The following is a 17,014-nucleotide window of genomic DNA, read 5'->3' on the forward strand; positions in this document are numbered from 1 at the left end:
ACGGCGGTACCCGCCGCGGGTGCGCCGCCGTTGTGCTCGCCGTGGCGCCTGCCCCCGGGGCGCGGCCCTGCCCGCGGACGCCGGTGCCGACCATGGGCCTCGCGGCACCGGGCGCCGCCGCCGGCCGCACCGGGCGGCCGGACTCCCGGGGGCGCGCTCTGGGCGACCGCCCGGCTGCGTCCCGGCGCCGCCCGCGCGCCTCCGCAGGACCGGCGTAGCGCCGCCGACCTGCGCGTTCTTGACGTGCGGGAGGGGGTCCACCTAGGGTCGCGTTCTAGTGGACGCATGTAGTTCACATATATGAACGCTAGGGGGCGTGCAGTGGCACAGCAGAAGGACCTGACGATCACCGGGGTGAGCCTCACCCCGGTCCTCATCTCCGACCCGCCGCTGCTCAACACCCAGGGCGTGCACCAGCCCTACACCCCGCGCCTGATCGTCGAGGTGACCACCGCGGGCGGCGTGAGCGGCGTCGGGGAGACCTACGGCGACACCCGCTACCTGGACCTCGCGCGGCCGCTGGCGGAGGCCCTGGCGGGCTGCCGCGTCGACGACCTCAACAACCTGCCGACCCTCGCGGCGCTGGTGTGCCCGACGCCAGAGGCGACCACGGACGCCGTCGACGCCGGCGGCCTGCGCGGCGTCCAGACCGCCGACAAGCTGCTGCTCTCCGTGGTGTCGGCCTTCGAGGTGGCCTGTCTGGACGCTTTCGGCAAGGTGCTCGGGCTGCCCGTCCACGCCCTGCTCGGCGGGAAGGTCCGCGACACCGTCGACTACAGCGCCTACCTCTTCTACCGCTGGGCCGAGCACCCCGGCGGCCAGGGTCCCAAGGACGACTGGGGCGCCGCGCTGGACCCGGCCGGGGTGGTCGCGCAGGCCCGCAGGATGGTGCGTGAGCACGGCTTCACCTCGTTCAAGCTCAAGGGCGGGGTCTTCGCGCCCGAGCAGGAGATCGCCGCCGTACGGGCCCTGGCCCGGGAGTTCCCAGGGCATCCGCTGCGGCTCGACCCCAACGGCGCCTGGTCGGTGGAGACCTCGCTGCACGTGGCGCGGGAGCTCGGCGACGTCCTCGAGTACCTGGAGGACCCGGCCGCGGGCACCGCCGCGATGGCCGAGGTGTCCGCCGGCACCGACGTGCCGCTCGCCACCAACATGTGCGTGACGACCTTCCCCGAGATCGCCGAGGCCTTCGCCAAGGACGCGGTCCAGATCGTGCTCTCCGACCACCACTACTGGGGCGGGTTGCGCAACACCCGTGCACTGGCCGCGATCTGCCGTACCTTCGGGGTCGGCCTGTCGATGCACTCCAACACGCACCTGGGCATCAGCCTCGCCGCCATGACGCACGTCGCCGCCACGGTGCCCGACCTGCACCACGCCTGCGACTCGCACTACCCCTGGCAGACCGAGGACGTCATCACCACCCGCCACGAGTTCCGCGGCGGCCGGCTGCCCGTGTCCGACGAGCCCGGCCTGGGGGTCGAACTGGACCGGACGGCCCTGCGCATGCTCCACCAGCGCTGGCTGGAGGACGACGGCGCCTTCCACGAGAGGGACGACGCCGCCGCCATGCGCAGGGCCGAGCCCGGTTGGGTCACCCGCCGCTGGTGACCCGGGCGGGGCTCAGGCCAGGCACTCCGGGACCCGGCCGCCGTTGAGCACGGCCATGTCGGTGATCACCGGCGGAAGGTCGAGGGGCGACCCGAGCGGCAGGCCGTCCAGCTCCGCGTACGCGCGGTGCAGGTTGGCGACCAGCCGCTCCGGCTCGCGCAGCGTCGCGAACCCGCCGAGATCGGCCGCCCGCGCCACCTCCAACGGCGTCCGCCCCGCCTTGTGGCCCTCGGCCGCCAGCTCGGTCACGAAGCGCAGGTAGCCCTCGACGGTGGCGTACACGGAGGGGTCGCAGATGCCGCCGTGGCCCGGCACGACGATCTCGGCGTCCAGCGAGCGCAGCACGTCCAGCGCGCGCAGCGAGCCCGCGAGCGAGCCCATAGGGACGAACGGCGCGCCGCCGTTGAAGACGAGGTCGCCGGTGAAGACGACCTTGCGGCCCGGGAGCCAGACGATCGTGTCGCCGAGGGTGTGCGCCACCCCGGGGTGCAGGAGCTGCACCTCCTCCTCGCCGACGTGGAGGGTCAGCCGGTCCTCGTAGGTGACCGTCGCCGGGATCACCGGCACCTCGCCGTACTCGACGTCCGGCCAGATCGCGTGCAGTTGGTGGCCGGCCGCGACCTGCTCGGTGACGCACGCGGTGTGGCCGACGATCCGGGCCCCCTGCGCGAAGACGCTGTTGCCGTAGGTGTGGTCGCCGTGGTGGTGGGTGTTGACCACGTGCGCCGGCATCGGGGCGCCGGAGGCGAGGAGGGCGTCGCGCAGCATCAGCGCCCGGCGCTCGGTGGCGGCGGTGTCGATCAGCAGCGTGGTGCTCCCGTCGGTCACCCAGCCCGCGTTGTTCAGGCACCAGCCCCCGTCCGGCTGTACGTAGGCGTGGACCCCGGGAGCGACTTCGCGGGTGAACGGATGCTCGGTGTGCAGCTGTGACATTTTCACGCCTTTCCCTGGTCAGACGCATGGAACGTATCAGGGCGGGGTGTACCGGCGGTGACGCGGGGGAGTCGCCGCCACGGCGTGCGGGAGCCCCGGTGCGGGTGCCTCTGCGGGAGTTCCAGCGCGGGGGTCTCAGCGGGGGAGCGCGGCCAGGGCGCGCTCGGAGATCTGCCCGGGGTCGCCGCCGATCGCGACGACGGCGCCGGCCTCGTCGGCCTCCAGGGGCTCGAGCGCCTCGAGCTGCGAGCGCAGCAGCCCGGCGGGCATGAAGTGCCCCGTCCGCGCCGCCAGACGCGCGGCGATCAGTTCCTCGGAGCCGTCGAGGTGGAGGAAGAAGAGCCCGGGGCTGTCCTTGCGGAGCCGGTCGCGGTAACGGCGTCGCAGTGCCGAGCAGCTGACCACGCCGCCCCGGTCGCCGCGCCCGGTGATCCAGGCCGCGATGGCGTCCAGCCAGGGCGCCCGGTCCTCGTCGTCCAGGGGGTGCCCGGCCGACATCTTGGCGATGTTGGCGGGCGGGTGGAAGTCGTCCGCCTCGGCGTACGGGACGCCCAGCCGCTCCGCGAGCAGCCCGCCGACGGTGGACTTGCCCGAACCGGACACGCCCATCACCACGACCACGGGCAGGTGCGGGCCCGCCTGGTCTGCCTCGTTCACCACAGGTGCCTCCTCGTACGTCCGTGACCGCCCAGGTAACGCCATAGGTACTACGTGATCAAGCGGTCTCCGGAAAATCATCATACGAAAGAGGAATCCGCGTAGGGTGTCGCCCATGGATCGGCCCACCACACAGCGGCCCGCGGACCGGCAGGGAGAACGCGGCGGTCTGCACGCCCGGGTCCTGGCGGAGCTCGGGCCCGCCATCGCCTCGGGCGCGTATCCGTCCGGCACGGTGCTGCGCATCGACGAGCTGGAGCGGCGCTACGGCGTCTCCCGCACGGTGGTCCGCGAGGCCGTACGCGTCCTGGAGGCCATGCACCTCGTCGAGTCGCGGCGCCGGGTCGGCATCACGGTGCGCCGCACCGAGGAGTGGAACGTCTTCGACCCCGCCGTCATCCGCTGGCGCCTGGCCGGGGTGGACCGGCCCCGGCAACTGCGTTCGCTCACCACGCTCCGCACCGCCGTCGAGCCCGTCGCCGCCGGTCTGGCGGCGGCCGCGGCGACCCCCGGGCAGTGCCGCGAACTGACCGTCCGCGCCGCCGAGATGGCCGCGGCCGGGCGGGCGGCCGACCTGGACGCCTACCTGGTGCACGACGTGGCCTTCCACCGCGCGGTGCTCACCGCGTCCGGCAACGAGATGTTCGCCCGCCTCGGCGACGTGGTCGCCGAGGTGCTGACCGGGCGCACCGAGCACCACGTCATGTTCAGCGCGCCCGACCCCGAGGCGGTCACCCTCCATGTCCGGGTCGCCGAGGCGGTCCGCGCCCGCGACGCGGAGTCCGCGGAGCGCCTGATGCGGGAGATCTGCGTCGGCGCGCTGCGCGAGCTCGACGTCCTGTCGCCCTGAGCGCGTCCCCGGTGCCCCGCGGCGGCGGGGGCCGAGAACGGGGTCAGCGGGTGGGGCCCGCGTGGCGGAGGATGGCGTCCACCACCTCCTGCGGGGTCTGAAGGGAGATGCGCAGCCACAGGCCGATGCGAGGGGTGCCCGCCCGCAGGGCGCGGTCGAGGTCCACCGGCGTCCACGCGCCGTAGGTCCGTCGGGCCCGCCCGTCCCGTCCCGTCCCGCCGCGCGGGCGGTGATCACCTCCGGCGAGGGCGCGAGGAGCACGATGTGCGGGGGCGGGTGCGCAACAAGGCGACGGCGTGCGCCGGTTCGTCACCTGAGGATGACGTCCTGCCGGACGGGGGCGAACCCGAACCGCCGCGTAGGCGTCCGCGCTCGACACCGCGAGGGAGTGCCGCAACCGCAGCTGCCGCAGCGCCTCGCCGGTCAGCGCCGCGAGGTCGCCGGAACCGTCGCCGGGCAGCGTCTCGGCCCGCCCGCCGACGATCATCCGCCGGGACCCGTCACCCCGGACGTGCGCCGAGCGGTGCAGCCGCTCGGCCGGCGCCTGCGCCACGGTGGACTTCCCCGACGCGGGGATCCCGGCGATCAGGGGCATCGCTCGTACGTCAACGCCGTGTGCCCTCTCCGTCGCGGCGCCGGATGCCGCACGACGGCCAGGTCGACCCTATGTTCGGAACACGTCAAGCGAAACGCTCCGGCGGGCCGAAAACCGGATGACCGGCAGGCGCCGGACTGCTGCACTGGAACGCATGACGACCGTGCCGGACGCCCCGCCGCCCCAGCCGTACCGCTGGGCCCTGTCACGCACGCGCGGCGGGGCGCCGCCGGACCGGCTGGGCAGCCTCGTTGAGGGCGCCACGCGTCCTGGCCTGTGGTATCTGCCCGAACTGACCGTGTGCACCGGAAAGGTGCTCGCCCGCTCGGGCGGCGCCGATCTGTGCTTCGTCGGACGCTCCCTGGACAGCATGTACGACCTGCTCACCGGGGCCTTCGAGGGCACCACCCGTCAGGGGCTGTCGCGGCGCCTGCCGCTGTCGCTGCGCCCGCGTCCGGAACCGGGGCCCGCCCACACGGCCCGCCTGCGCGAGCACCTCGGCGCGGCCGGGCTCGCGCCGCACGACCTGGCCCGCCGGTCCCGACCGGTCGCGCTGGTCGACCTCGTCTCCGGTGGGGGGACGTACGACAGCCTGTTCGCCGCTCTCGCCGGCTGGGTGCGCGAGAGCCGGGAGCCATGGCCGGTGGTCCGGCGCAAGCTGCGCTTCGTCGGGGTGACGTCCCGCCGGCGAACCAGCCCCACCACGTGGCGCTGGCGGCAGCACACCGCGGGAGACTGGGCGCGGTCCTTGCCCTCGGGGCACGTCACCGGGGTGTCCCTGGACCCGTGGGTGTGGTCGTACCTGGGGAACGACCAGCCCAAACTGCAGCCGTCGTTTCCGCCGAGGCGCTGGTTCGACGCGTACGCCGCGGAGCCCTGGCACGGGCCGGAGCTCCCGGCGGCGCTGGCCGAGTCGCTGGCCCTGGTCGAGGCGGGTCGCGGACGGGCGGTGCGCGAGGAACTGGTGCGGGTGATCTCACGGGAGCCCGGCTTCGCCGACCGCGAGGTCCGCGCCCTCGTCACCCCGCTGCGGGGCCTGACGCCCCCGTGCTCCCGCCCGGACGCCGGTTCCCGTGCCCGTTCCGGCCCGGGACGGCGTCAGCGGTCGTCGGCGGGGTATTCCATGATCGGGCGCAGTCGTTCGAGCAGGGCGTAGAGGGCAGCCTGCTCGGTTTCGTCCAAGGAGTCCAGTGCCGCGTGGGTGGCCCGCATCTCCTGGTGGACGTGGAGGATGGTCTCGCGTCCGCGTTCGGTGCGGACGACGTTCTTGACCCGACGGTCGGTGGGGCTCGGCTCACGGAGGACGAAGCCGTGTGCCTGGAGCCGGTCCACGATGCCGGTGACGTTGGACGCGTCGCACGCGAGCCGCTCGGCCAGAGCGTGCATGGACAGCGGGCCGTCGAGCTGGGCGAGCACCTTGGCCTGCATGGAGGTGAGCCCGTGCCGGGCGGCCGCGGCGGCGAAGTCCTGCCCCTGGGCGGCGCCGACGGCGGCGAGCAGTTCCAGCAGCTCGGTCATGGTGGGCTGCGCGGCGGTCGGGGTGCCCATGTCCGCGAGTCTACGCAACGGGCCGAGACGGCGGACCGTCGGCGCGGCCCCTCGAAGCGGCCGCCCTCAGCGCGGGCCGAGGAACACCAGCAGCGCGCCCGTGACGGCCAGGACCAGTACGCACAGCACCGCCCACGACGCCCGTGCGGCCCGCAGCGTGCCGGGCCGCCGCGCGCCCAGCGCGGTGATCCGCCGTTGAGCGGTCACGGTGAACGCCAGCCATGCCGCCGCGCACAGGGAGAGCCCCAGCAGGTCGGCCGGCGATCCCCCGTGCAGCACCGCCGCACGCCCGGCCAGCAGCGCCGCCACCGCGAAGGCGAGCGTGGTGCGGCGCCAGGCCAGCCGGGTCCGCTCGGGCTGCAGGCCCGGGTCCCGCGGCGTGTCGCCACCGGGGGCGGCCATCAGCCCGCCCACCCCAGCGTCGCGGTGAGCAGCATGGCCACCGCCACCGCCGCCACCAGCACGGCCAGCGCAGCGGGGAAACGCGAGACCGGCAGGTCCTCCCCGCGCCGCATCGCCCGCTCGCAGCGCACCCAGTGGTTCACCGCACGGATCGCGCACATCGCGCCGCCGACCACCAGCACCACCGCCAGCGTCACCCGGACCGGCCGGCGCAGGTCGCGGAGGAACTGGTCGACCGCGAACCCGCCGCCCACCAGCGCGAGCGCGGTGCGCAGCCAGGCGAGGAAGGTCCGCTCGTTGGCGAGCGAGAACCGGTAGTCGGGCGTCGTCCCCTCGTCCCGTACCCGGGTCGGGGCGAACCACAAGGCGACCGCCCCGGCCGCGGCCCGCACACGATTGATCACCGCACCACACTACCGAGCGCCGGGCGGCCGGGCGCGCCTGCGAGGTCCCGGGACGCGGCGACCCAGGCAGGCGCGCAACCTGTATCAATCGATCCAGAAATGTTATTCGCGCCGCAGGAGGAGGCGAGGGGGGAGCTGTCCGCCGACAAGCAGCCGGTGGAGCTCGCCCGCTTCCTCACCACCTTCATCCAAGGCTTGCGCGTCGTCGGCCGGGCCGGCCTCGGCCGGGCCTTCGTCGAGGACGCCGTCGACACCGCCCTGCGCTCCCTGGACTGATCGCGCCGCACCGCCCGGAACCGGGGCGGCACCCGGCGGTGTCCCCCTCCCCATGGGACCGATCGTCACCGTCATCCGGAGACTCGCGCTGTTCGGCTGGACGGAGGCACGCTGCTGCGCCTTCGCCGTCGCGCTGATGGCGGGCGTGGCCGGCTCGCGGCTGCTGCCCCCGCTGCCCGTCGCCCGCTACGACCTGCTGCTGTGCTACTGCGTGGCGCTCAGCGCGCTGTTCTGGGCCCTCGGCTGGGAGCGCGGCCGGGACGTCGCCGTCATCGCGGTGTGCCACGCCGTCGGGCTGCTCTTCGAACTCGTCAAGGTGCGCCTGGGCTCCTGGAGCTACCCCGAACCCGCGCTCACCAAGTTCGGCGGCGTCCCGCTGTACGGGGGCTTCCTCTACGCCGCCGTCGGCAGCTATGTGTGCGCCGCCTGGCGGCTGTTCGCACTGGGCCTGACCGGTTACCGCCGCCGGGCCATGACGATCCTGGCCGCGGCGGTGTACCTCAACTTCTTCACGCACCACTGGCTGCCCGACGCGCGGTGGCTGCTGGCCGTCCTGCTGCTGTGGGCCACCGCCGGCACCTGGGTGCACTACACGGTCGACGGGGTGCGCCTTCGGATGCCGCTCGCGCTCGCCTTCGTCCTCATCGGCTTCTTCCTCTGGGTCGCGGAGAACGCCGCCACCTACGTCGGCGCCTGGCGCTACCCCGGCCAGGAGCACGGGTGGGTGCCGGTCTCGCTCGCCAAGTTCGGCGCCTGGGCGCTGCTGATAAGCGTCACCTTCGTCGTCGCCACGCGCGCAGCCGCTCCCACGCCTCCAGGCCGTCGGGCACCCAGTCCCGCTCCGGCAGGAGGCGCTCCAGTTCCTCCTCCGTCACGAAGTCGTGCCAGGCGACCTCTTCTGCCTGCGGCGCGACCGGCAGGTCGCAGCGCACCTCGTACACCCGGGACCACCAGGTGTGACCCGCCGCCGCCCCCGTCCCCTCGTACAGGAAGCTGAACAGCGGCGTCGGCAGCGGCAGTCCCGAGACCCCCAGCTCCTCCTCCGCCTCACGCAGCGCCGCGTCGTCGTACTCCTCGCCCGCGCCCACCACACCGCCGACGAACATGTCGTGGAGGGAGGGGAAGACCAGCTTGTCCGCGGTGCGGCGGTGCACGAACACCCGGCCCTCGGCGTCCCTCGCCAGCACGAAGACGCAGCGGTGCCGCAGGCGGCGCGCGGTGGCCTCGCCACGCGTCGCGCGGCCGACCACCCGGTCCCGCTCGTCCACGATGTCCAGCAGCTCGTCCGCCGAGCGCGCGGCGTCCTCCACGTGCCTGCTCTCCCTTCGCACATGCGCACAAGGCCGTCGCGGGTACGGCTCCGCGGAGCCCCCATGGCGTCCTCCAGGCGTTCCATGATCGGCCCACGGCACGGTCCGGCCAAGTCCTCCGCGGTCGCGGCCCCGGCCCCGCACGTCCGTCGCGCCGTCCGCGGCAGTGTCCGACCCCGCACGCCGCCGTTCCGTTCGCGCCGCGACGAGGCGTGTGCGAGCGTCGTTGAAGGCGTATCCGCACACGCCGCGGGTAGGGAATCGGGCCCCGACGGTCCTACGGGAGGCGAGTGATGAAGCGACCCAGGATCCTGGTCGTCGGCGGCGGCTTCGCGGGCATGGAGTGCGCGCACCGGCTCGAGCGGCGGCTGAGTCACGACGAGGGCGAGATCCGACTGGTCACGCCCTGGAGCCATCAGCTCTACCTGCCCCTGCTGCCGCATGTGGCCGCCGGGGTGCTCACCCCGCAGGCGGTCGCGGTCCCGCTGCGCCGGATGCTGCACCGCACGACCGTCATACCCGGCCGGGCGATCGGGGTGGACCCGGCCGCCAAGGCCGTCGTGATCAAGAAGATCACCGACGAGGAGATCGTGGAGCCGTACGACTACCTGGTACTGGCCCCCGGCAGCGTGACCCGTACCTTCGACATCCCGGGCCTGAGCGAGTACGGGCGGGGGATGAAGACCCTCGCGGAGGCGGCGTACATCCGCGACCATGTCATCGCGCAACTGGACCTGGCGTCCGCCACCACCGACCAGGCCGAGTGGGAGTCGCGGCTGCAGTTCGTGGTGGTCGGAGGCGGCTACGCGGGCACGGAGACCGCCGCCGTGCTCCAGCGGCTCACGACAGCGGCGGCGAAGCGCTATCCGCGCCTCGACCCGGCGCTCATCAAGTGGCACCTGATCGACATCGCGCCCCGCCTGATGCCGGAACTCGGCGAGAAGCTCGGCCTGAAGGCTCTGCAGATCGTCCGCGAACGCGGCGTGGAGGTCTCGCTGGGCGTATCCGTCGCCGAGGTCACCCCCGACACCGTCACGTTCACCGACGGCCGCAAACTGCCCTGCCGCACCCTGATCTGGACCGCCGGCGTCGTGTCCAGCCCGCTGGTGACCACCCTCGGCACCGAGATCGCCAAGGGCCGGCTCGTCGCCGACGCCGAGATGCGCGTCCCTGGCGCCGATGGCGTCTTCGGACTCGGCGACGCCGCCGCGGTCCCCGACCTCGCGGTGGGCGGGGACGCGATCTGCCCGCCCACCGCGCAGCACGCCATGCGGCAGGGCAAGGCCGTCGCCGAGAACGTCGTCGCCGCGCTGCGCGGCCGTCCGATGCGGCCCTACCGGCACCGCGACCTCGGGCTCGTGGTGGACCTCGGGGGGATCGAGGCGGTCTCCAAGCCGCTCGGCATCCCGCTCAGCGGCCTGCCCGCGCAGGTGGTCGCGCGCGGCTACCACCTGGGCGCGCTGCGCACCTTCCCGGCGCGCTTCCGCGCCACCGCGGGCTGGTTCCTCAACGCCGTCGCCGGCGACGACTTCGTCCGCACCGGTTTCCAGGCCCGCAGGCCGGCCGCGCTGAAGGACTTCGAGGTCACCGACATCTACCTCAAGCCCGAGGAGATCCGCCGCCACGTCGAGTCGCTGCGCGCGACGGCCGCGTGAGCTCGCACCAGCTGTCCCACCACACCGCGCCATCCCGCATGCGAACAGGTCTGAACACATCTGAATATCTCTGAACGCCTCTGAATACATCTGAACTGAATACATCTGAACACCGACACCGCTGACGGCGAGGGACATGACCCAGCGACGTGAGACCCTGCGCATCGCCAACTGCTCCGGCTTCTACGGCGACCGCCTGTCTGCCGCCCGCGAGATGGTCGAGGGCGGCCCGATCGACGTACTGACCGGCGACTACCTCGCCGAGTTGACGATGCTGCTGCTCTGGAAGGCCCGGCAGCGCGACCCCGAGGCCGGCTACGCCACCTCCTTCCTCGCCCAGATGCGAGACGTCCTCGCCACCTGCCTGGACCGCGGCATCAAGATCGTCGTGAACGCCGGCGGGCTCAACCCCGCGGGGCTGGCCCGCAAGCTCCGCGAACTGGCCGCGGCGGCCGGGCTGCACCCCGTGGTCGCCCATCTGGAGGGCGACGACCTGCTCGACCAGCTGCCCGAAATCCAGCGCGCGGGCCACCCGTTCGCCCACCTGTCCACCGGCCTCCCGCTCGCCGACGCGGGCGTGCGCCCGCTCACCGCCAACGCCTACCTCGGCGGCTGGGGCATCGCCGAGGCCCTGCGCGCCGGGGCCGACGTCGTCATCTGCGGCCGCGTCACCGACGCCTCCCTCGTCGTCGGCCCCGCCGCCTGGGCCTTCGACTGGGCCACCGACGACTGGGACCGGCTCGCCGGCGCCGTCACCGCCGGGCACATCATCGAGTGCGGGGCCCAGGCCACCGGCGGCAACTACTCCTTCTTCACCGAGATCGAACGCCCCGTGCGCCCCGGCTTCCCCATCGCCGAACTGCGGCCCGACGGCTGCAGCGTCATCACCAAGCACGAGGGCACCGCGGGAGCGGTCACCGTCGACACCGTCACCGCCCAACTGCTGTACGAGATCGACCGCCCGGCCTACCTCAACCCCGACGTCGTCGCCCGCTTCGACACCGTGACGCTGCGGCAGGAAGGCCCCGACCGGGTGCTGGTCAGCGGCGCACGCGGCGAAGCCGCCCCGGACACCCTCAAGGTGTGCCTCAACCACCACGGCGGCTACCGCAATACGGCCGCCTTCGTGCTCACCGGCCCCGACATCGAGGCCAAGGTCCGCTTCGCCGAGGCGTCCCTGCTCGACGCGACCGGCGGGCCGTCCCGCTTCGAGACGTACGACCTGCGCACCGAGCCCACCGCGAACGGGGCGCGGCTCACCCTCACCGTCAAGGACCCCGACCGGGACAAAGTCGGCCGCGCCCTGTTCGGCGCCGTCGTCGGCACCGGCCTGTCCACCGCGCCCGGGCTGCACATGGAGCGTTTCTCCGCCAGGGCCACCGAGTACGGAGTCCACTGGCCGGCCCTCGTCCCCGCCGGCCTCGTCCGCCCCGAGGTCGTGCTCCAGGACGGCACCCGCATCCCGGTGCCGTGCCCGCCCGCCGCGTCGGCGGCACGCGTCCCGGCGCAGCCCCCGGCACCGCCCGCCCGGCCGACCGGGGGCACCACCGTGCGCGCCCCGCTGGGCCTGCTCGTCGGCGCCCGCTCCGGCGACAAGGGCGGCGACGCCAACGTCGGCCTGTGGACCCGCGACGACGCCGCCTACACCTGGCTGCGCGACTGGCTCGACGTCCCACGGTTGCGGACGCTGCTGCCGGAGGCGGCGGAACTCGCCGTCACGCGTCATGAGTTGCCCAATCTGCGCGCACTGAACTTCGTCCTCCACGGCCTGCTCGGCGACGGCGTCGCCGCCTCCACCCGACCCGACCCGCAGGCGAAGGGACTCGGCGAGTACCTGCGGGGGCTGGAGGCGGACGTTCCGGTCGGGCTCGTCCCAGGGCAGCGCCGCGCGGAGTGAGCGCACGCGCAGGGCACCGCCACCGGCGGGGCCCCCACGACACGTGCCGCGAAGGCGCGCCTCCCGGGCACGCCGCCGCCGCGCGGCCCGTGAACCGTGCTGGACCGCGCCGCCGGCTTGGTCGGCGAACGCCTCGCCGCGGCCGCAGAGTCCGTGCCGCATGGCGCCCGCGGCACGGGGGCCCGACGCACCCGTCGGTGCCGCCCGGCCCGCCGGTCTGCCGAAGCCCAGGACGCCGCCGCCCCACTGCGCCTGTCCGTCAGACGCGGAAGACCGCCCCGACGAATTCCGTCAGCAGCCGCTCCTTGAGCGGCACGGGCAGCGCGTCGAGCAGCGCGAGCACCGGCGCCGTCGGCCGCGGCAGGGCGCCGGCGCCCAGGCCCGCGAAGGCCGGCACCGCCGCCACCTCCGGCGGGCCCAGAGCGTCCGGGTCCGGCCCGGCCGAGACCTCGGCGATCCCCGGGTCCACCGCCACCGGTACGAGGGCGCGCGCCGCCTTCGGTGCGGCGTCAGATCGGCGAGGAGCGCGTCCACCAGCCCGGCCGCCGCAGGGGTCAGGGCCAGGTGCGGACTGGGCGGCAGCCCGCCGGAGGACAGTTGCGGCTGCAGGTACCAGCCGCGTTCGCGCATCTCGCCGGCGAGGTGGAGCCGCAGGCTCAGGTCGGGCGCGCCGTCGGCGCCCAGCAGCGTGAACGCGACGAGCCCGGCCTGCTGATCGCCCAGCACCGAACCCCCGCGACGGCAGGCAGTCCCTGCAGCAGCCGGTCGGCGGCCACGGCGGTGCGCTCGGCGAGCGCCCGGTTGCCGTCCTCGCCGATGTGCCGGGCCGGGCACCGTGCCGAAGGCGCCGGTGACCAGCGATCCCAGGCCGTAGCCGATCCGGACCTGCCGGGGCGGAGGCGGATCGGACGCACGGCCGGCGTCCTCGGCTGGTGAGGAGGGCAGCGTCTCCGACATGGCTCCCCCGCGGCGTCCGGGCCGTCAGAAGCGGGGCGGACGTCGCCACGCGTCCAGGTGCCCGCGCGTCAACCCGCGTACGCGTGACCCGCGTCCACCCCACCCGCGTACGCGGCGGCGCGGCGTGCCGTGCCCGGACGCCGCGCGTCGGAGGAGACCACACCCGCCCGGCGCTCGAACAGCCCTGTGGACGGGCGATTCACCCAAGCGCGGGCGCCGGCACCACCCGGCCCGTGACCTCGCCGAAGCCGATGCGGGTGCCGTCCGGGCCCGGGGCGGTCGCCGAGATGGCGAGCTCGTCGCCGTCCTCCAGGAACGTCCGCTTCGTCCCGTCCGCCAACACGAGCGGCTCCTCGCCGTTCCACGTCAGCTCGATCAGCGCGCCCCGCTGCTCGCGCCGCGGGCCGCTGACGGTGCCCGAACCGAAGAGATCGCCCGCCCGCAGCGAGGCGCCGTTCACCGTCATGTGGGTGAGCATCTGGGCGTACGTCCAGTACATGGTGGAGAACGGCGGACGGGAGACGACCTCGCCCCTCAGCCGGACCTCCACGGCGATGTCCAGCCCGCGCGGCGCGCTCCCCGTCCCCCGGTCGTCCAGGTAGGGCAGGATTCCCACGTCGTGCGCCGGCGGATCGACGCGTGCCGCCGACAGCGCGTCGAGGGGGACGATCCACGGGGAGACGGAGGTCGCGAAGGACTTCCCGAGGAACGGGCCGAGCGGCACCGTCTCCCAGGCCTGGATGTCCCGGGCGGACCAGTCGTTGAGCAGGCAGACCCCGAAGACGTGCTCCTCGGCTTCCGCCAGAGGCACCGGCACACCCTGCACCGTCGGACCGCCGACGACGAAACCGAGCTCGGCCTCGAAGTCCAGCCGCTCGCACGGCCCGAAGGACGGGGCGGACAGGCCGGCGCCCCTGCGCTGCCCGTTGGGCCGCACCACCGGCGTCCCCGACACGACGACCGTGCCGCTGCGGCCGTGGTAACCGATCGGCAGGTGCTTCCAGTTGGGCGGCAGCGGCTCCCCGTCCGGGCGGAAGATCCGTCCGACGTTCGTGGCGTGGTGCTCCGAGGCGTAGAAGTCCACGTAGTCCGCGACGTCGAAGGCGAGATGGAGCGTGACCGCGTCGCGCGGCAGCAGGTGCGGCTCGACGGCCGACCGGTGCGCCTCGTCGGTCAGCCAGGCGGTGATCAGCGACCGCACCGCGGTCCAGGCCGAACGGCCCGCCGCCAGCAGCGGGTTGAGCGTCGGCGCGGTCAGCAGCCCGGCCTCCGGACCGGCCGTGCCCGCTCCGGCGGCGCGAGCGGCGGCGCCCGCGTCGAGCACATGGTCTCCGATCGCGACGCCGATCCGGCGTTCCCGGGGACGGTCCGCGGTGGTGAAGACCCCGTAGGGCAGATTGCGGACGCCGAAGGGGGAGTCGTCCGGCACGGCGACCCAGGTGGGGGCGGCCATGGCACCTCCAGATACGTCGGGGCCGCGCTTCCTCGCGCGGTCGGCTCACCCTAACGTCCAGCGCGGCCTGCGCCGCTGTGCGGCCCCGCGTCGGTAATGTCGCCGGACATCGCCCGTTCCGCCCCTTCGCGCCCGTGGAGGACTGCGATCAGCCAACCCGGCAACCAGCCTCAGGAGGCCGACCAGCTGCGCGAACTGCTGCGCCGGCCCGAGTACCGCAGGACACTCGTGCTCTCCGCGCTGATCGGTGTTCCGGTGTCCTTGCTGGCCTTCTGGTTCCTCGTCGCGCTGCACGAACTGGAGCGGCTGCTGTGGCAGGTGCTGCCCGAGCGGTTCGGCTGGGCGGCGCCCGCGTGGTGGTGGCCGCTGCCGCTGCTCACCCTCGCCGGAGCGGCCGTGGGCCTGGTCGCCACCCGCCTGCCGGGTCGCGGCGGCCACATCCCGGCGGGCGGTCTGCACCCCGAAGGGCAGTCCCCCGCGGCGCTGCCCGGTGTGGTTTTCGCCGCGCTGGCGAGCCTGCCGCTGGGCGCGGTGCTCGGCCCCGAGGCCCCGCTGATCGCGTTCGGCGGGGGCGTCGCGCTGCTCTTCCGCGCCCTGGTCCGCAGGCCGGCCGCCCCGGGGAGCAACGCGCTGCTGGGCGCGGCCGGTTCCGCCGCGGCGATCGCCACCATCTTCGGCAACCCGGTGGTGGCCGCCGTCCTTCTGATGGAGGTGGCCGGTGTCGGCGGGCCGCGGCTGTTCGCCGTGATGCTGCCCGCCCTGCTCGCCAGCGGCGTGGGCGACATCGTGTTCACCGGCTTCGGGCGCTGGACGGGACTGCAGACGGCCCGGCTCGACATCGGCCTGCCCCGCCCGTCCACGCTCGACACGGGCGACGTGGTGTGGGGCGTGCTGCTCGCCCTGGCCGTCGGGGCGGTCGTGCACCTGATCGTCAGCGGCGGCAGGGCCGTCGCGGGGTTCGTCTCCGGTCGGCCGCTGCCGCGCACCGTGCTCTGCGCGCTGGCCGCCGGCGCCTGCGCCGCCGTGTACGCGCTGACCACGGGCCGTACGCCGGAGGACGTCGCCTCCTCCGGACAGGCGGCGCTGGCACGTATGGCCGCCGATCCGCAGGCATGGCCGGCCGGCGCCCTGGGCGCGGTGCTGCTGTGCAAGGGCGCCGGATACGCGCTGTGCCTGGGCAGCCTGCGCGGCGGCCCGGTCTTCCCCTCGCTCTTCCTGGGCGGCGCCGCAGGTCTCCTGGCTGCGCCGCTGCCGGGCTTCGGGGTGGTGCCGGCGATGGCGGCGGGTATGGCCGCGGCCGCCGCCGCCGCGATGCGCCTGCCGGTCAGCAGCGTGGTGCTCGTGGTGCTCCTGCTCGGCAACGCCGATTCTGTTCCGGTCGTGGTGCTCGCGGTGGTCGTGGCCTTCGTGGTGGTCGAACTGCTGCCCCCGGGACCGGACATCCCGCCCCTGCCGCCGCCGGGTGGGGGACCGCCCTCGGCACCGGGCCGGGCGCCGCGGCCGGTGTCCTCGCGGCCATGACGGACGCGTCGGGGTGGCGCGCCCGCCGCAGCGATCCACCGCGACGGGCGACGAAGGAACGCCCCCGCAGCGGCCTCGCCCCGAACCGCCGGCCTCACACCCTGAGCCGTGCGGGCCGGCGGAGCGAGCGGGGCCCGGCCCCCCGGCGGGTGGACGGCATCCGATGCCGCCCACGGGGTGGGTGGGGGCGCCCGCCGTGACCGGCCGGGAGGGCCCGGCGGCGGGGCTGCGGCCGCTACGGGTGTCTCCCGCCCGGCCGACCGTCGCTCTTCCCTGTTCGTGTCCGGTGCGGCCCGGACGTCCGGATCCGCTCCACCGGCGACAGCGGCGCGCCGCGCGGCGCCCGCCAGGAGGACCTGGTGCGTATCCCGGACGGGCCGGACAACCGCTCGCGGCGACGGGCCGGCCAGCGGGGGCGCTTGGCGGAGGAGCGCGTGCAACCCTCGCCTCCCGGCCGGGCCGCGACGGCCTCCGGTCAGGCGTTGCCGCCGACGACGGTGAAGCTCATCCAGGGCTCCGCGTCCGGCATGCCCGGGTTGCTGGTGTTCGTCGCCAGGTAGTAGCTCTCCGTGCCCTCCAGGTTCTTGCAGCCTGGGCCGGTGTGCAGGATCACGTCGTTGAGCGTGTTGTTCGTGACGGTCTTCGCACCCGTGGGCGGCAGGTGGTGGCAGCCGTCCACCGAGGGGCTGTCGATCTGCACCACCTTGTCGTCGGGGGTGGTGTACACCAGTGAGCCGACCGCTTTGGGGGTCAGGCCCGAGCAGCCCGCGGCGCCGAGCAGAAGGAACAGGGCGCCGGCGCGGATGCCGTGCCGCCGGAGATCTGCCAGATCTGCCATGGTGAGCGTCCTCGTCTGTGCGGAGAGCGGTGCGAAGGCAACGCTGCCCGGGCGCACCGGCGCTGTCATGCCGGAGGCGACCAGTCGGCTGAACGGCCCGTCACCGG

At 74.4% G+C, this 17,014-nt stretch carries 16 protein-coding genes and 2 pseudogenes; 8 read left to right on the top strand and 10 right to left on the bottom strand.

Features of this window, described 5'->3' with window-relative positions; all coding sequences use genetic code 11:
- The first annotated feature begins 300 nt into the window (after positions 1-300).
- Positions 301-1,611 carry a glucarate dehydratase family protein gene (locus ACRWND_RS05775; RefSeq protein WP_431946590.1) on the top strand — a complete coding sequence of 437 codons (1,311 nt, stop codon included), beginning with the start codon at positions 301-303 and terminating at the stop codon, positions 1,609-1,611.
- A gap of 12 nt (positions 1,612-1,623) precedes the next feature.
- Here the strand turns inward: ACRWND_RS05775 and ACRWND_RS05780 are convergent, their stop codons facing one another.
- Both ACRWND_RS05780 and ACRWND_RS05785 read right to left on the bottom strand, forming a co-directional pair.
- A complete protein-coding gene (locus ACRWND_RS05780) occupies positions 1,624-2,544 on the bottom strand; it encodes an MBL fold metallo-hydrolase (RefSeq protein WP_431946592.1) in 921 nt (306 codons plus the stop codon).
- A gap of 135 nt (positions 2,545-2,679) precedes the next feature.
- A complete protein-coding gene (locus ACRWND_RS05785) occupies positions 2,680-3,153 on the bottom strand; it encodes a gluconokinase (RefSeq protein ID WP_431946692.1) in 474 nt (157 codons plus the stop codon).
- Positions 3,154-3,316: 163 nt separating this feature from the next.
- On the opposite strand from ACRWND_RS05785, the gene ACRWND_RS05790 reads away from it, so the two are divergent.
- A complete protein-coding gene (locus ACRWND_RS05790; RefSeq protein WP_431946594.1) occupies positions 3,317-4,051 on the top strand; it encodes a FadR/GntR family transcriptional regulator in 735 nt (244 codons plus the stop codon).
- Between the two features lie 43 nt (positions 4,052-4,094).
- Here ACRWND_RS05790 and ACRWND_RS05795 read toward each other — a convergent pair whose 3' ends face one another.
- Positions 4,095-4,646 carry a phosphotransferase gene (locus ACRWND_RS05795; RefSeq protein WP_431946596.1) on the bottom strand — a complete coding sequence of 184 codons (552 nt, stop codon included), beginning with the start codon at positions 4,644-4,646 and terminating at the stop codon, positions 4,095-4,097.
- Between the two features lie 154 nt (positions 4,647-4,800).
- Between ACRWND_RS05795 and ACRWND_RS05800 the strand changes: the two genes are divergently transcribed.
- Complete coding sequence (locus tag ACRWND_RS05800; RefSeq protein ID WP_431946598.1) at positions 4,801-5,802, top strand: hypothetical protein; 1,002 nt, start codon at positions 4,801-4,803, stop codon at positions 5,800-5,802.
- Here ACRWND_RS05800 and ACRWND_RS05805 read toward each other — a convergent pair.
- The 3 genes from ACRWND_RS05805 to ACRWND_RS05815 all read right to left on the bottom strand — a co-directional run bounded on the left by ACRWND_RS05805 (position 5,745) and on the right by ACRWND_RS05815 (position 7,000).
- Positions 5,745-6,194 carry a MarR family winged helix-turn-helix transcriptional regulator gene (locus tag ACRWND_RS05805; RefSeq protein WP_431946600.1) on the bottom strand — a complete coding sequence of 150 codons (450 nt, stop codon included), beginning with the start codon at positions 6,192-6,194 and terminating at the stop codon, positions 5,745-5,747. The two genes, ACRWND_RS05800 and ACRWND_RS05805, sit on opposite strands and share 58 nt — an antisense overlap.
- Before the next feature lie 66 nt (positions 6,195-6,260).
- Complete coding sequence (locus ACRWND_RS05810; protein ID WP_431946602.1) at positions 6,261-6,596, bottom strand: DUF202 domain-containing protein; 336 nt, start codon at positions 6,594-6,596, stop codon at positions 6,261-6,263.
- Positions 6,596-7,000 (bottom strand): YidH family protein, encoded by a 405-nt coding sequence (locus tag ACRWND_RS05815; protein WP_431946604.1) that lies wholly within the window; start codon positions 6,998-7,000, stop codon positions 6,596-6,598. The genes ACRWND_RS05810 and ACRWND_RS05815 overlap by 1 nt, the downstream gene beginning before the upstream one ends.
- Before the next feature lie 99 nt (positions 7,001-7,099).
- Here ACRWND_RS05815 and ACRWND_RS05820 point away from each other — a divergent pair, with 99 nt between their 5' ends.
- Together ACRWND_RS05820 and ACRWND_RS05825 are read left to right on the top strand one after the other, a co-directional pair.
- Positions 7,100-7,276 (top strand): hypothetical protein, encoded by a 177-nt coding sequence (locus ACRWND_RS05820; protein ID WP_431946606.1) that lies wholly within the window; start codon positions 7,100-7,102, stop codon positions 7,274-7,276.
- Positions 7,277-7,328: 52 nt separating this feature from the next.
- Positions 7,329-8,102: pseudogene (locus ACRWND_RS05825) on the top strand (DUF817 domain-containing protein); the annotation flags it as partial.
- Here ACRWND_RS05825 and ACRWND_RS05830 read toward each other — a convergent pair.
- Entirely contained in the window at positions 8,050-8,586 is a 537-nt protein-coding gene (locus ACRWND_RS05830) for an NUDIX hydrolase (RefSeq protein ID WP_431946608.1), read from the bottom strand. The pseudogene ACRWND_RS05825 and the gene ACRWND_RS05830 overlap by 53 nt on opposite strands.
- Before the next feature lie 293 nt (positions 8,587-8,879).
- Here ACRWND_RS05830 and ACRWND_RS05835 point away from each other — a divergent pair, with 293 nt between their 5' ends.
- Together ACRWND_RS05835 and ACRWND_RS05840 are read left to right on the top strand one after the other, a co-directional pair.
- Positions 8,880-10,241 carry an NAD(P)/FAD-dependent oxidoreductase gene (locus ACRWND_RS05835; protein WP_431946610.1) on the top strand — a complete coding sequence of 454 codons (1,362 nt, stop codon included), beginning with the start codon at positions 8,880-8,882 and terminating at the stop codon, positions 10,239-10,241.
- 136 nt (positions 10,242-10,377) lie between these two features.
- The gene (locus tag ACRWND_RS05840; protein WP_431946612.1) at positions 10,378-12,138 is read left to right on the top strand and encodes an acyclic terpene utilization AtuA family protein; all 1,761 of its coding nucleotides are present in this window, start codon (positions 10,378-10,380) and stop codon (positions 12,136-12,138) included.
- 259 nt (positions 12,139-12,397) lie between these two features.
- Here ACRWND_RS05840 and ACRWND_RS05845 read toward each other — a convergent pair.
- Positions 12,398-12,962, bottom strand: a pseudogene (locus ACRWND_RS05845) (aspartate aminotransferase family protein); the annotation flags it as partial.
- 332 nt (positions 12,963-13,294) lie between these two features.
- Positions 13,295-14,548 carry a fumarylacetoacetase gene (gene fahA, locus ACRWND_RS05850; RefSeq protein ID WP_431946614.1) on the bottom strand — a complete coding sequence of 418 codons (1,254 nt, stop codon included), beginning with the start codon at positions 14,546-14,548 and terminating at the stop codon, positions 13,295-13,297.
- 96 nt (positions 14,549-14,644) lie between these two features.
- On the opposite strand from fahA, the gene ACRWND_RS05855 reads away from it, so the two are divergent.
- Complete coding sequence (locus ACRWND_RS05855) at positions 14,645-16,069, top strand: chloride channel protein (RefSeq protein WP_431946616.1); 1,425 nt, start codon at positions 14,645-14,647, stop codon at positions 16,067-16,069.
- 475 nt (positions 16,070-16,544) lie between these two features.
- Here ACRWND_RS05855 and ACRWND_RS05860 read toward each other — a convergent pair whose 3' ends face one another.
- Positions 16,545-16,907, bottom strand: coding sequence for a hypothetical protein (locus ACRWND_RS05860; protein ID WP_431946618.1), 363 nt, complete (start codon positions 16,905-16,907; stop codon positions 16,545-16,547).
- Between the last annotated feature and the right edge of the window lie 107 nt (positions 16,908-17,014).

The organism is Actinacidiphila sp. bgisy167, from assembly GCF_965342175.1.
Taxonomy (GTDB): domain Bacteria; phylum Actinomycetota; class Actinomycetes; order Streptomycetales; family Streptomycetaceae; genus Actinacidiphila.